This window comes from Psychrobacter sp. CLB018, from assembly GCF_041222815.1.
GTDB classification, from domain to species: Bacteria; Pseudomonadota; Gammaproteobacteria; order Pseudomonadales; family Moraxellaceae; genus Psychrobacter; species Psychrobacter faecalis.
Map to the genome: position 1 here is coordinate 2,974,730 of NZ_CP166085.1, position 14,098 is coordinate 2,988,827.

Annotated in this window: 11 protein-coding genes; 2 read left to right on the forward strand and 9 right to left on the reverse strand. The window is 46.4% G+C overall.

From position 1 onward, the window contains the following. Positions 1 to 593: 593 nt before the first annotated feature. The 3 genes from AB8P72_RS12700 to arsC all read right to left on the reverse strand — a co-directional run bounded on the left by AB8P72_RS12700 (position 594) and on the right by arsC (position 3,177). On the reverse strand, positions 594 to 1,904 hold the full coding sequence (locus tag AB8P72_RS12700; protein WP_144297481.1) for an arsenic transporter: 1,311 nt from the start codon (positions 1,902 to 1,904) through the stop codon (positions 594 to 596). A 66-nt stretch (positions 1,905 to 1,970) separates the two neighbouring features. Continuing rightward, positions 1,971 to 2,783: an arsenical resistance protein ArsH gene (gene arsH / locus AB8P72_RS12705; protein ID WP_369957840.1), complete on the reverse strand. Its 813-nt coding sequence runs from the start codon at positions 2,781 to 2,783 to the stop codon at positions 1,971 to 1,973. Continuing rightward, entirely contained in the window at positions 2,770 to 3,177 is a 408-nt protein-coding gene (arsC, locus tag AB8P72_RS12710) for an arsenate reductase (glutaredoxin) (protein ID WP_286796657.1), read from the reverse strand. The genes arsH and arsC overlap by 14 nt, the downstream gene beginning before the upstream one ends. Before the next feature lie 164 nt (positions 3,178 to 3,341). Here arsC and AB8P72_RS12715 point away from each other — a divergent pair, with 164 nt between their 5' ends. Together AB8P72_RS12715 and cls are read left to right on the forward strand one after the other, a co-directional pair. After that, positions 3,342 to 4,136, forward strand: coding sequence for a YdcF family protein (locus AB8P72_RS12715; RefSeq protein WP_369957841.1), 795 nt, complete (start codon positions 3,342 to 3,344; stop codon positions 4,134 to 4,136). A 102-nt stretch (positions 4,137 to 4,238) separates the two neighbouring features. Then, entirely contained in the window at positions 4,239 to 5,690 is a 1,452-nt protein-coding gene (gene cls / locus AB8P72_RS12720) for a cardiolipin synthase (protein WP_369957842.1), read from the forward strand. Between the two features lie 25 nt (positions 5,691 to 5,715). On the opposite strand, the gene AB8P72_RS12725 is transcribed toward cls, so the two are convergent. From AB8P72_RS12725 to AB8P72_RS12750, 6 genes are all read right to left on the reverse strand, one after another. Further along, positions 5,716 to 6,660, reverse strand: a complete 945-nt coding sequence (locus tag AB8P72_RS12725; RefSeq protein ID WP_369957843.1) for a putative RNA methyltransferase — start codon at positions 6,658 to 6,660, stop codon at positions 5,716 to 5,718. A 168-nt stretch (positions 6,661 to 6,828) separates the two neighbouring features. Continuing rightward, positions 6,829 to 7,947, reverse strand: a complete 1,119-nt coding sequence (gene mraY / locus AB8P72_RS12730; protein WP_068404301.1) for a phospho-N-acetylmuramoyl-pentapeptide-transferase — start codon at positions 7,945 to 7,947, stop codon at positions 6,829 to 6,831. A 3-nt stretch (positions 7,948 to 7,950) separates the two neighbouring features. Next, positions 7,951 to 9,399: a UDP-N-acetylmuramoyl-tripeptide--D-alanyl-D-alanine ligase gene (murF, locus tag AB8P72_RS12735; RefSeq protein WP_068404303.1), complete on the reverse strand. Its 1,449-nt coding sequence runs from the start codon at positions 9,397 to 9,399 to the stop codon at positions 7,951 to 7,953. 107 nt (positions 9,400 to 9,506) lie between these two features. Beyond that, positions 9,507 to 11,216, reverse strand: coding sequence for a UDP-N-acetylmuramoyl-L-alanyl-D-glutamate--2,6-diaminopimelate ligase (locus tag AB8P72_RS12740; protein WP_068404305.1), 1,710 nt, complete (start codon positions 11,214 to 11,216; stop codon positions 9,507 to 9,509). Between the two features lie 119 nt (positions 11,217 to 11,335). Beyond that, complete coding sequence (locus tag AB8P72_RS12745; protein ID WP_198328238.1) at positions 11,336 to 13,441, reverse strand: penicillin-binding protein 2; 2,106 nt, start codon at positions 13,439 to 13,441, stop codon at positions 11,336 to 11,338. Beyond that, positions 13,438 to 13,908 carry a cell division protein FtsL gene (locus AB8P72_RS12750; protein ID WP_068404308.1) on the reverse strand — a complete coding sequence of 157 codons (471 nt, stop codon included), beginning with the start codon at positions 13,906 to 13,908 and terminating at the stop codon, positions 13,438 to 13,440. Before AB8P72_RS12750 ends, AB8P72_RS12745 begins: the two co-directional genes overlap by 4 nt. Between the last annotated feature and the right edge of the window lie 190 nt (positions 13,909 to 14,098).

The following is a 14,098-nucleotide window of genomic DNA, read 5'->3' on the forward strand; positions in this document are numbered from 1 at the left end:
ATTTCTATATCTAAAGTCATCTTTGCAAGGCATCGTTCTATCTGATTAACATAAAAGTTGGCAGTATGATTTATACCAGCGTCTATCCCAATACTACTCTAATAATTGAGCACTCGCTGACAGCTCGCTGCAAAAAAATTGTTACTGCACTGGTAGCAGAATGCTTCACCCTTATAAGATTGATAAAAAGTGAAAAAATTATCTTACGAGTATACAATGACAAACATGCAGACATCTTAGTCAAGAAACCATTGAAGCTGTTTGGCGTGACTATGACAATACTATATAGTTTAAACTATATGAGTGAAAAATGAGCCTAACTTACTAGAAACAGTTTTCTAGTGATAGTATGTACTTGAAACCAGATTATGGCTTAGAAATATTTAGTTACATTTTACTAAACAATAAATCCCATTATTCACCTTGCATCCAATACTTAAAAGGTGTTGGTCTAATAGTTGGTCTATTACTATGCATTAAAATAATAAACCTATATTTATCAAACGCTTATTTAAATCGTTTGACTTCCTCCTTCACCGCCAATCTTATAAAATACTAGTTTTCCTATTTTTTTCTACTCTTTCACAAACTCCCTAAACACTCGGCAATTTAGGCAGCCAAAATACCAACGCCAATAGCGTGGCTAATAATACCGGCGGCGTTATCAGCAGTCCGACCTTCATATATTGCCCCCAGCTGATTTTATAATCCTTTTCAGCCAATACGTGTAACCACAATAGCGTCGCCAAACTACCAATAGGCGTGAATTTTGGTCCCAAGTCATTGCCGATGACATTGGCATAAATCATCAACTCTCGTGTAGCAGCGGGCACTTGGGCACTATCAATCGCCAGCGCGCCTATCAGCGTCGACGGCATATTATTCATCACAGACGCTACGATGGCGGACAAGAACCCTGTGCCGACCGTCGCAACGAGCGCGCCTTGTTGACCTAGCCAATTAAGTATTCGTGCGCCATAGGCGGTAAGCCCTGCATTGCCCAAACCATAAACCACCAAATACATACCGATTGAAAACAATACAATTTGCCACGGTGCTTTTTTAAGAATATTGACGATAGAAAACTTAGCATCACGCCCGCCTTGCCACCAGCGTCCAGCTATGGCCATTAGGAGAAGCGCCGCTGCACCTGTTACTACAGAGATAACTAGCCCGAGCGATTCAGTCGCGAAATACGCCACTAATAATGATGCTAATAGTGGAAAAGCCGCCCGAAATACCAGAGGATCTTTGATAGCCGATTGAGGTGCGCTAAGATTTGCCGTTGAGTAGTGCCTCGGAATGTACCGCGCATAAGCAAGCCACAATACCGATAGCGTCGCTAGAACAGAGACGATATTTACCGGTACCATCACCGCCGCATAGCGACCAAAACCAATATCAAAATAATTGGCACTGACGATATTAACCAAATTAGAAGTCACTAATGGCAAGCTTGCGGTATCAGCAATAAAACCAGTGGCAATAATAAAAGCTAAAGCAGATTTGGGGGGAAAATCAAGGCGCAGTAGAATAGCAATCACAATTGGCGTCAGCAGTAAGGCCGCCCCATCATTGGCAAAGAAGGCGGAGATAAACGCTCCTAGCAGCACAATCATCGGAAATAGCAAACGCCCCCGCCCATTGCCCAGCCGAGCGACGTGTAATGCCGCCCAGCCAAAAAATCCCGCTTCATCTAAAATAAGGGAGATGATAATCAATGCCACAAAAGTAAAAGTGGCGTCCCAAACGATATCCCAAACGATACCAACGTCAGACCAGTGCACCACACCAAATACTAAGGCAACCAAAGCGCCGCCCATCGCACTCCAACCAATGCCAAGCCCTTTCGGCTGCCAGATGACCAAGACCAAAGTTACGATAAAAATAGCGAATGCGAGCATGAAGTAACCTTAATGAGCCAATTGAAGCAATGAAATATTAATAAAGGCAATAATAAAATAACAACGTTAGAGCGATTTTTGATTGACGCGTTGTGAGACTTCCGCAGCGCTTTCAACCCGTTCTGAATAGCGATCGGTCAGATACACCGAACGACCTCGGGTAAGCCAGGTAAATTTGACCAACTCTTCGCAAATGTCAACCACACGTAGATAAAGTGGAGACATTTTCATGCGGTCATTATCGTCAAATTCCAAAAATGCTTTAGGGATAGAAGATTGATTAGGGATGGTAATCATGCGCATCCAGCGCCCAAGAATACGTAATTGATTGACGGTATTAAAGCTTTGGCTGCCGCCACTGACTTGCATGATAGCGAGAGTTTTACCTTGGGTCGGACGTACGCCGCCGAGCGCCAACGGAATCCAGTCAATTTGCGCCTTCATAATACTGGTGATACTACCATGGCGTTCTGGACTGACCCACAGCATGCCCTCTGACCACTGTGCCAGCTCGCGTAACTCCTGCACCTTTGGGTGGTCGCTATCTGCGTCATCTGGAAGTGGCAAACCTGATGGATTAAACATTCGCACCTCACAGCCATACCAACGCAATAGACGGCTTGCTTCCTCAGCGGCCAATCTAGAAAATGAGCGCGCTCGCAGGGAGCCATATAACACCAATATTCTTGGCGCATGGCGTGGGTCATCTTTACCGACCAAAGACTCAATATCAATGGCTTGTATTTGATCAAAATCAACATTGGGTAAATCGTTTTTCAGTAAATCAGCAGCGGGTAAATTAGTAGTGCCAGTATTGCTATCACTTTTATTATTAAGACCGTCTACTATTAAGACTTCTGTTTCTTTATTCTGTAACATGCTTTACCACTTCCCCATTCTCTTTTGTGAAACTACTGACCGGATTTTCCAGTAATTCAAACACTCGCTCTGCCGGTCGGCACAGCACCGCGCCTTTATCGGTAACAACAATAGGACGATTGATTAAAATAGGGTGCGCTATCATGGCATCAATCAGTTGCGCATCCGTCAATGCTGGATTGTCTAAACCAAGCTCGGTATAAATACTCTCTTTACTGCGTAAAAGCTCGCGCGGGGTACTCTGCATCAATGCCAACAGCTCAACCAAGTACTCACGAGATGGCGGTGTTTTTAGGTATTCCACCACATCTGGCGTCTCACCTGAGGCCTGCATAATGGCAAGGGTATTACGAGAAGTGCCACATTTTGGATTATGAAAAATCATTGGCGTCATAAGGTTTTCCTCTTTTAAGGTGAAAGGGACGAGATTTAGTATGTCTTGATATGACCAAACCGCCATGCAATTAAAACAACGTATAATTAAATAGACAAATAAGCACTTGATTGAATAAACCCTAAACTACAGCAGCTTTACCTAAACATAATAAATTTAAAACTATGGCAAAAAAATTACTCATTATAGCGCGAGTTGGATTGGTCGTTATCGGTACCGTTATCATGGTTGATTGTGCCGTGTTAATGACGGTTGGCAAAATTAACTTTGGTACTGTCGTGCCGTTTTTATTGGGCAGCGCATTTGTCGCCCATGGGATATTTTGGCATGCCATCCGCAAATTTACTAGGCAAAACCCATTTCGCAATCGTCTTTGGTACACGCTATGGCTGCTGTTTTTCATCTGGCTGATAAGTTTTGGCTTATTTGTTTTCTCATTGCAGCAGCAAATTAAAAGGAGCTCGCAGCCTGTATCAGAGGTCGCGGCGATTATTGTATTAGGGTCAGGTACTATTGACGGTAAGCCAACACCGACGCTTGCTCAGCGTTTAGATACGGCGGCCCCGCTGATTAAAACACAATCCGAGGCATTGGCGCTGACCAGTGGCGGCATTGGTATGGGGCAGACGCATAGCGAAGCCAGTATTATGGCGCGCTATTTACATGAGAAGCATGGCATTGCTCTTGAGCACATTTTGCAAGAAGGTAATAGCACTAGTACCGCCGAAAACTTAATTTATAGCCAAGTCATCTTGGCGGCAAAAGAAGTGCCTATCACGGCGCCTATTGCCATTGTGACCAGTGATTTTCATACCATTCGCGCGGCTGCCATTGCCAAGCATCAAGGCTACCAGCGACCTATTTTGCTCGCCAGCCCAACGCCGCTATCGATTCGCTACAATGCGTGGTTTCGTGAGTATTTTGCCTTTGTCAGTGGTTGGCTGTTTGGTGAATATTAATGATAAAAGCCATCAATAAGGCAACTCGGCCAATAATTTAGTCCTGCAATATAACTAAGAGCAACCATAACCTTCATAAATATAATAACAACGGATTTCGCTATGCTCGTCGATATTTTATTAACCATTCACTTTATCTTATTGGTGCTGATATCGTTGCGTGTTCTTGCGCGTCATGACTTAACGGCGCCGGCGCGTTTGGCTTGGTTGGTGATTTTATTTCTCTTGCCTTATTTTGGCGTCCTAGTTTATTGGATGTTCGGTGAGGTGCATTTAGGGCGCAACTTCACACGCGAACGTCAGAAAATTATTGATAAATTGCATCAACATCGCCCAGAGGTACTTGGTAGCGATGTGGCGTTATTACATGCCGTTAAGCCTGAGTACCGCGCAGCCTTTGCTTATTCAGCAAAAGCCACCGGCTTTCAGACGACAGTTGGCAATCGCGCTGAGCTAATGACAGATGCCAATGAGACGCGCAAACGTATGATTGACGACTTTGATGCGGCAACCGACCATATCCATGTGCTGTATTATATTTGGCTGGTCGATGGCATGGGTACGGCTACCGCCGAAGCCCTAATTCGGGCAGCAAAGCGCGGCGTCACCTGCCGAGCGATGGTCGATGGCATGGGCTCGCGCAAGATGGTCGGCTCAAAGCTATGGCAAGAGATGAAGGACGCGGGTGTGCAGCTCAGTGTGGCGCTACCATTAACCAATATCATAAAGGTTCTGCTCTTTAGCCGTATTGACTTGCGTAATCACCGTAAAATTACCGTGATTGACGGCAAAATTGGCTATTTTGGTAGCCGTAACTGCGCCGACCCTGAGTTTCGCATAAAGCCCAAATACGCCCCTTGGGTCGATATTATGCTGCGTATCGAAGGGCCCATCGTTGCGCAAACTCAGATGTTATTTGCCAGTGATTGGCTGACTGAAAACCCTAATACGCCGCTCGACAGCTTTCCGTACAGCACCGATTTGCAGCCAAATCTGCCGCCCAATGATTTTGCTGCGCAAGTTTTTTCTGATGGCCCGACCCAGCGTCAAGGCAACACGCCGCAGTTTTTGGGTGCCTTAATTAGCCAAGCCCAGCACACACTCATCATTTCTACGCCTTATTTCGTGCCTGATTATTCGCTGGTGAGTATCCTATGTGCGACCGCCTATCGCGGGGTTGAAGTGACGATGGTTTTTCCAAAGAAAAACGACTCATTTATCGTTGCCGCCACCAGTCACAGTTATTATTGGGAATTGCTTGAGGCTGGCGTAAAAATCTACGAGTATAAGCCGGGGCTGCTACACGCCAAAACCCTGACTGTCGATGGTGAAATCAGCTTGATTGGCTCAACCAATTTGGATTTACGCAGTTTTCATTTGAATTATGAAAACAATATCGTCTTTAGTGATAACAAACTGACCGCCGATATTATGGAGCGCCAATATCAGTATATCGCTGATTCTGATGAAGTAACGCTTGAAGAGGTTAACAACTGGCCGTTACCGTATCGGATTTGGAATAATATCGTCGCCACCATGGGACCGATTTTATAAGTCGACCTTTAGCAAATTAAGCTCATTAATGAGCCAGCTTCTTTTGCAAAACATAGACAACAAACTTAGCTTCTGTTGCAAAAGGTTGTACTGCCCCCTCTGCTAGTAGCCGCTGCCTTTTTTCGCTACGGGCCCGATAGGCATAAGGGGTCATGGTCATTAAATCTGCCAATGCCTCTGCCGCTAAACTGAGCTTACTACTGACATGATGGGTCTCTAACAACTGAAAATAAGGCGCTAATTCGTCCAAAAACTTATCAGAATCATGCTCACGGACGTCATCAAATAACGCCTCACGCATCGTTGCCAAATGCCCGATATCGGGCTTGGCAATGATCAAATAGCCCTCGTCGCTTAACACTTCATTAAATGCTTCTGGCAAAATGGGACTAAAGATACTGCTAATACCATCGATACTATGCGCGCGTAGCGGCAAATGCGCCGCGCTAGTCACCAGCGGGTAAGTAGCTGCTGCATAAGTCCCATCTTCCTTAGCCTCCTCAGCCCCTTGATACCAAAGACGACCTAAAGCCTTACTGGTTCTCGCCAGCTCTACAACAGCAGGTTTACTGATATCGGCAGCGATAAGCATATCCATACCTGTTTGCGCCATTGCCTGCGTGTAATAGCCCTCTCCGCAGCCAATATCCAGCCAATTAATGGGTTTATTTTTTTGCTTAATACTGGCTTTTTTTGCCATCAATAACGCTGTCATCTTTTGGCAAATTAGGTCATTTAGTGGCTGATAGTGTCCGGCATTTAAAAACCGTTTGCGCGCCTCAATAGATTGCTGACTGTCGCCCGGTGCTTTGGATTTTTTTTGTTGCACCGGTAATAGATTGACATAACCCTGACGCGCCACATCAAATGGATGAGCGGTTTGCTTAGGATTCAAGCTGCCATCACAGCGCCACGTATCAGCAGCTGGATGCAGAGGTGATTGACAAAGGGGACAAATAAATAAGCTCACAAGTATCTCAACGTTAGCGCAATATGGCTGCCATTTTAACAAAGTTCCGGCTAAGTAAGGGATAAATGCCGCAACAAAAAGAAGTTCGCATAAGACCTAAAAAAGCCATCTTAACTTTTAAGATGGCTTTTGATTTGAAAATTTTTTGATTTAAACCTGTTTGACAACTTAACGCAGTTTTAAGGTCATTAAGCCAAGAATCACAAGGATAATGGCAATAATCCAAAATCGTGCCACCACTTGGGTTTCTTTCCAACCAATCTCTTCAAAGTGATGATGCAGTGGCGCCATGCGAAAGACGCGTTTTTTACGCAGCTTATACGAGCCAACTTGTAGCATCACCGACAAGGCTTCGGCGACAAATAAACCGCCCATAATGGCAAAGGCAATCTCTTGACGGGTCATAACCGCAATCGTACCGAGCATCGCGCCCAATGCCAGCGCCCCAACATCACCCATAAATACTTGCGCTGGATGAGCGTTAAACCATAAAAAACCTAACCCTGCGCCAATCATCGCGCCGCAAACAATAATCACTTCTGAGTTATAAGCAATATAAGGCACATGTAAATAATCAGCAAAGCGTACGTCGCCTGAGACATAAGCCATGGCGCCTAAACCTGCCGCCACCAAGACCACGGGCAAAATCGCCAAACCATCTAAGCCATCGGTTAAGTTAACGGCGTTTGAGGCACCATTAATCACAAAATAGGTAAAGATAATAAAGCCAATCCCAAACGGGACGGCCGAAAAAGGAATCATCCAATCTTTGAAAATCGGTAACAGCAAGTCCTGCATCTCACGCGTGGTCGCTATATCTGGCTGCAAGGTAGCAATGTAATATAAAGAAACCCCGACGAATAACGCGCCCATCGACAGCCAAAAGTATTTTTTACGCGCGATCAGACCTTTGGGATCTTTATATTTGATTTTAAGCCAATCATCCGCCCAGCCAACCGCGCCAAAGATAATCATCACGATGAGCAAAATCCACACATACGGATTGTTTAATCGCGCCCACAGTAACGTCGATACGCCAATTGCGCTCAAAATTAGCACCCCACCCATGGTTGGCGTACCGGTTTTGACCAAATGCGACTGCGGACCATCGTTACGAATCGCCTGACCGTATTTCAATGCACGCAGGCGATTGATGACGCGACTGCCAAACACCATACTGAACGCCAGCGCAGTAATAACCGCCAACAACGCCCGTAGCGTCAACGAAGAAACCGCAGAAAACGGCGTATAATACTGACCAAGCCAGCCAAACAACCAAACTAACACCGCCTACTCCTCGACTAGCGCATTGATAAGGGTTTCCATCTGCATGGAACGTGAGCCTTTAAACAGCACCGTACAAGGCTGCGCCTGCTGTGCCTGTAAATAAGACTGCAAATAGGACAGTAAGCTGTCTTTATCAGCAAAGGCATGGGCATTGATAGCAGAAATCTCTTGCGCGCCCGCCACCGTATATGGCGCATATTGACCAACGCACAGCAGCACATTGATGCCAGTGGTCGCAATGGTACGACCTAAGCTTTGGTGCTCACTGATCGCCGCCTCTCCTAGCTCGCCGATATCGCCAAGTACCATCACCTGCGTACCCGTTTGCGCCGCCAGCACTTTAGCAGCTGCGCGCACCGAATGCGGATTGGCGTTATACGTATCATCAATCAAGCGATGCATACCAAGGAGCTGACTATTCAAACGCCCTTTTGCAGGACGGGCGTTTTCAAGCCCGACGACGATATCGCTAATATCGATATTTAGCGCATGGGCACAAGCAGCAGCCGCCAACGCATTATTGACATTATGCTCGCCTGCTAAAGGCAAATTAATATCATGGACTTGGCTACCAATATGCAGCTTAAACTCACTGCGCTCAGGCTCAACATCTAAATGACTGGCACTGACATCGGTATTGCCAAAGCCTATAACGTTTGGGGTATGCTTTTCAGCGATACGGCGTAATTGATTGGTAAAATCATCTTTATCAGGAACTATGGCAAATTGGTTATCATGTAAGGTATGGTAAATTTCAGCTTTGGTTTGGCAAATGCCTTCGCGGCTGCCAAATTCTCCCAAATGTGCGGTACCAATATTTAAGATACACGCAACATCAGGCTGCACAATCTCAGTGGTATAAGCAATTTCACCGATATGGTTGGCGCCCAGCTCCAAAATAGCATAGCGATGATGATCGGATAATTCGAGTAGCATCATTGGCACGCCCAAATCATTATTTAGGTTGCCACGGGTAATCAGCGTTGGCGCCAAGCGTCCAAAGATACTACCGAGCATCTCTTTACAGGTGGTTTTGCCGCTCGAGCCCGTAATGGCAATGACGGTCAAATCTTTGTGCTGCTGCCGTCGATAGGCCGCCAATTGACCGAGCGCCAAACGCGTATCATTGACAACCAATTGCGCAATATCAGCAGCAATCGGACGTGAAACGATAGCCGCAACCGCACCTTTTTCTATAGCAATATCCAGATAATCATGTCCGTCAAAATTATCACCCGTCAAGGCTAAAAAGATATCACCGGTTTTTATAGTACGCGTATCGGTAGCGATACGTGTACTGCTAATGGGTTTGTTTGCGTTATTGTTTGGCTCTATAGGTACTGCCCCAAATTGCCAATGGCCACCCACTACTTTGGTTGCCGCAAGCAGATTGTCTGCTTGCCAAACATACAGCCCTTGCGACTGAATGCTGTTATCGTTGTCGGCTGTCATAATGATTACCTTATATATGATGACTACTTATCTTTGATATTTTTCAGCGTACGTTTTTTAAAACGTACAAAAAATGAATGGCAGGCGCTATTACTTCGCTATAAATACTATAAGCGTCCGGCTTGCTTAAGGGCATGTCGCAAAATAACGCTGTCGTCAAAATCATAACGCACGTGGTTAATCTCTTGATAGGTTTCATGACCTTTGCCCGCGATAACAACGATATCAGCAGGCGCTGCTTGCTTGACCGCATATTCGATGGCGGTTTTGCGCGCAGGCTCGATATGGGTACGCTGATACTGCTCGTTGGTCATGCCCGCTTGCATATCTTGCAAGATTAAATTTGGGTCTTCGGTACGCGGATTGTCCGCCGTCAATACCACTTTATCGGCGCCCGCCAATCCAGCCTGCGCCATTAATGGACGTTTGCCGCCATCACGATCACCGCCGCAACCAAATACTGCCCACAGCTGACCTTTACAATGGGTTTTTAGACTGGCAAGTACTTGGCTTAATGCATCGGGCGTATGGGCATAATCGACGATAAAACAGCCATCATTGGAGGGCACACGCTGCATGCGCCCTACCGCCCCTTGCAGTTGCGGGATAACATCAGCAATACGCTCAAGGTTAATTCCTAAAGCCATAACAGTGGCGATAGCAGCCAGTAAATTGGCAACGTTAAAATGCCCGAGTAATGGGCTAATGATATTAATGCTCTTGGTTTCTTTATTTTTAAAATCCGTACACAGCGCAATCTCAACTCCTTGCAAGCTTGGCTTGATATCAGCGGCAACAAAGGTTGCAGATTTTGCTGGGTCTAAACTATAGCTCCAAACGGTCAAACCACTGGCATGCGCCGTATCAAGCATAATCTGGGCATGCTCGTCATCGATATTGATAATGGCGTGGGTTAACTCGGGGAAACGCGCTTTATCAAACAGCTTGGCTTTTGCCGCCGCATACTCTGCCATATCAGCATGATAATCGAGGTGGTCACGGCTCAAATTGGTATAAATCGCCACCGACACTGGCATACCTTGTAAACGCTGCTGATCGAGACCGTGCGAGCTTGCTTCTAAGGCCAATAATTGCGCCTTCTCCAAACCCATTTGATATAAAAACTGCTGCACCGCTAAGGCATCGCCGGTGGTATGGCTGGCTTGCACCAACGCGCCGAGTCTACCATTACCTGCTGTTCCCATCACCGCGCTACTCATACCCGTCAGCTGCGTCAACTGCGCCACCAATTGGCTGATGGTGGTTTTGCCATTGGTACCAGTCACCGCAACGACCGTCGGTAAGGTCACAGGCTGCTGATGCTGTAAGCGCGCTTGAATCAAGTCACCTAAAAAATCACGAATATGGGGTACGTATACTACTGGACAAGGCAGTGCTGCTAATTGCTGCTGCGCTTTAGAGCGATCACTATCGTTTGTGAAGGAAATATTGGCGTGTGGCGGCACATTAGCGGTAGACAGCAAAGCGATTGGATCAATTTCCGACAGGATAAACGCCGCCTGCTCAGCGGCTTGATATAAGTAGTCGCGACTTTTTTGGCAATTTGGTGTCTGACTTTTTAATAATATAAAGACATCGTTTGCTGCTAACTGACGGCTGTCTAAGCAGAATTGCTCAAAGGGAATATGAGCAATCGAAGTTTTTGCTTTCGGTAGTTGACTGCTAGATGCGCTTACCAGCGTTGTTAATGCTTGCGTTAAGCTATGGCTTTGCCTATCTCTATCGTTGCTACTGGTTTCAATCAGCTGTTGTAAGGTGACTGCGGCGTTGCTTTTTGGCGAGGTAGACAGAGACATTGGCAAATCCTAAACGGTTAAAACGCATCAAATAGTTAACAGCTGAAACATGGAGCTTAGTCATGGAAATTAGTCATGAAAATTAGTCATAAAACTTAACCATGGAACTTACTTTTTAGCTACGGCTCTTCGGTTTTTAATGGCTTATCTAACGGCACATTATATAAACGCAGCGCCTCTTTCATGACGTTATGAAAGACAGGCGCTACCGTTAAGCCAGCATAAATCTGACCGCGTGGGTCTTCGATAAGCATCACCCCGACCAGCTTAGGATTGGACGCGGGCGCCATACCGGCAAAAACGTTACGGTACTGGTCGCTATAGTAGCCGCCTTTTGGGTTGATACGGCGTGAGGTACCTGTTTTACCCGCCACACGATAGCCATCAATAGCCGCGGCTTTGGCGGTACCGCCCGGCTCGGTGACACTTTCTAGCATCTGTACGATAGACATAGCTTGTTCGTGCGCCATGATACGTTTGCTGGGCTGTTTTTTGTCGTCTTTAATTAAGGTTAATGGATGCATCACCCCGCCAGCGGCAAGCGCCGAATACGCTTGTGCGACCTGCGCTAAGGTCACTTGTAGACCATAACCATAACTGACCGTTGCTCGTCTTGACGTTTCTTTTTCTTTTGGCGTGACCACAAGTCCACTGCCCTCACCGGGGAATTGCAGCGGAGTTTTTGCCCCGAAGCCAAACTGTCTTTGCATATTGGTAATGGCATCAGGCGGCAAGGATAACGCAATCTTGGTTGAGGCGACGTTACTAGATTTTTGTAGCAATGTCGCAAGCGTAATGCGTCCCAAGTTATTGTGGTCACGAATGGTATAACCACGCACACGAATAGAGCCTGGATTGGTATCAATCAATGAGGTCGTCGTGTATTTACCGGAATCCAATGCGGCTGCCACGGTAAATGGCTTCATGACCGAACCCGGCTCAAAGACGTCGAGCAACGCACGGTTACGCTGGTTTTCACCCGTCATCTCGTTCAGATTATTAGAGTTAAAGGATGGCCACGTCGATAGCGCTAGCACTTCGCCCGTTTGCACATCAACAATCATACCGGTCGACCAGCGCGCTTTTTGCAGGCGACCGGCTTTTTCAAGCTCTTTATAAAGCAAGTACTGTAAGCGCGAATCAATCGTTAAGGCGACATCTTTACCCGGTACTTCTGGCTCGACTTGCTTGATTTCTTTTAAGCTGTTTTGCTTGGCGTCTTTTAATACCAGCACCTTACCGTCTTCACCCGCCAGCGCCGTTTCATACTGACGCTCAATACCAGCACGGCCTTCATAACCGCCTTCAGGATCATTGGCGTTCTGCCCCATAAAACCTAATAGCTGCGAGTTTGGTTGCGGCTGCGGATAATAGCGCTGAAAGAAGTTTTTCTCATAGACACCCGGGAAATCGAGCGAGCTGACGCTTTGGGCAATCTCAGGCGTGACTTTATTAAGGAGTGGCAGATAATGTGAACCTGCGCCCGATGGCAACGCCGCCTTCACCGCTTCTTCATCGGTGACGTCAATACTGTCATCGATAGCTGTGACTTTTTTCAGCTCAGTAACTGAGATATTGGCCGCTGCTGCAAGCGTGGTTAAATCCATATTATCTAAACGCTTTTGCATACGCGCGACAAGCTGCGGACTTTCAGGATTGGTCAATATAATACGTTTCAGCTCATAATATTCGCGCGCATAATCGTGCGGGCTAAACGACACGGTCGCAAGCGGCGCACTGACGGCTAAAGGCAAATCATTACGATCGGTAATCATGCCGCGATAGGATTTTTGCGTACGCACGCTGGTAATCAGCTCATTGCCTTTATCTTGATAAAACTGCGCATTGGCGACTTGTAAATAATAAGCACGGCCAATTAATAAGCCTAAAATGACTAACGATATTGCCCAAATCGTGCGAAAGCGGTTTTTGTCTAGCTCAACACCGCCGCGCGACGATGCCCCAGAGGCTTTACCCAAAAAGGCTCTTTTGCTTTTTTGGGTTTTTACACTGGTATAAGCGCCCTGCTCTTCGTTCTTTTTTAGGCGGCTAAATAGCTTAGCTTTGCGGTTATCGGCCGCTTTATTGTCAGCTTTGCCGCTTGTTTGTCCAGATTTGGCAACACTGGCACGGCGTAGCGGCTTAGTGACTTTGCCGCTGGCGGATTTTTTGCTGTTATTTTTGGCCGCTTTATCGTTTTTGGCAGTGGGCTTTTTATCAGTCATCGTCCTGCCTCCGCAGCGTTAGCATCTGCCTCAAAAAAATCTGTTTCATTGGCAGCGGCAGCATCTGTGCCATCGTCCTCGAGCACTGGCGCGACGGCAACTGCCGCACCCGGCTGAATAATCAGCTTATCTTTAAGGGTTGGCGAAAACATACCCAATTCAGCAACGGCGCGACTGGCAATTTGCGGGGTCGCACTAAAGGTTTGCTGTTCAATCAATAGACGTTGGTGCTCAACTTGTAGCTTACGCTCTTGTTTTTTCATGTCTTGCAAGGTTTTATAATCCTGATGATATTGCTGCACGCCCTCTGCCGTCTTGATGCCGCTCCAGATAATAGCCGCCGCCAGTAACACTAATATGACCACGTATATACTGACTACGTTAAATCGGCGCACGAATAATTCGCCAACATCAGTATTAGGAGGCATTGCGGCGCGGCGGTTTACAGGTTTGTCAGATATTGCCATGACGATCTCAAAAAAGTGAACTTCAAAATAAAAAAAGCGCTAAGATTTGCGAGTGAACACACCCTCATGAGCCATCAGCACCATCAATAAAAATAACTACCAATAAAATCAATAAACACATAACCAAGCAAAAAGTAACTGCTGAGCCTAGCAGAGAATGTTTACAGCTTTTTAACAGCCGCGTAATCAT

Excerpts from the sequence above, each read along its gene's own strand:
- AB8P72_RS12700 (WP_144297481.1), bottom strand. The coding sequence starts at position 1,904 with ATGCTCGCATTCGCTATTTTTATCGTAACTTTGGTCTTGGTCATCTGG.
- arsH (WP_369957840.1), bottom strand. The coding sequence starts at position 2,783 with ATGTTACAGAATAAAGAAACAGAAGTCTTAATAGTAGACGGTCTTAAT.
- arsC (WP_286796657.1), bottom strand. The coding sequence starts at position 3,177 with ATGACGCCAATGATTTTTCATAATCCAAAATGTGGCACTTCTCGTAAT.
- AB8P72_RS12715 (WP_369957841.1), top strand. The coding sequence starts at position 3,342 with ATGGCAAAAAAATTACTCATTATAGCGCGAGTTGGATTGGTCGTTATC.
- cls (WP_369957842.1), top strand. The coding sequence starts at position 4,239 with ATGCTCGTCGATATTTTATTAACCATTCACTTTATCTTATTGGTGCTG.
- murF (WP_068404303.1), bottom strand. The coding sequence starts at position 9,399 with ATGACAGCCGACAACGATAACAGCATTCAGTCGCAAGGGCTGTATGTT.
- AB8P72_RS12740 (WP_068404305.1), bottom strand. The coding sequence starts at position 11,216 with ATGTCTCTGTCTACCTCGCCAAAAAGCAACGCCGCAGTCACCTTACAA.
- AB8P72_RS12745 (WP_198328238.1), bottom strand. The coding sequence starts at position 13,441 with ATGACTGATAAAAAGCCCACTGCCAAAAACGATAAAGCGGCCAAAAAT.
- AB8P72_RS12750 (WP_068404308.1), bottom strand. The coding sequence starts at position 13,908 with ATGGCAATATCTGACAAACCTGTAAACCGCCGCGCCGCAATGCCTCCT.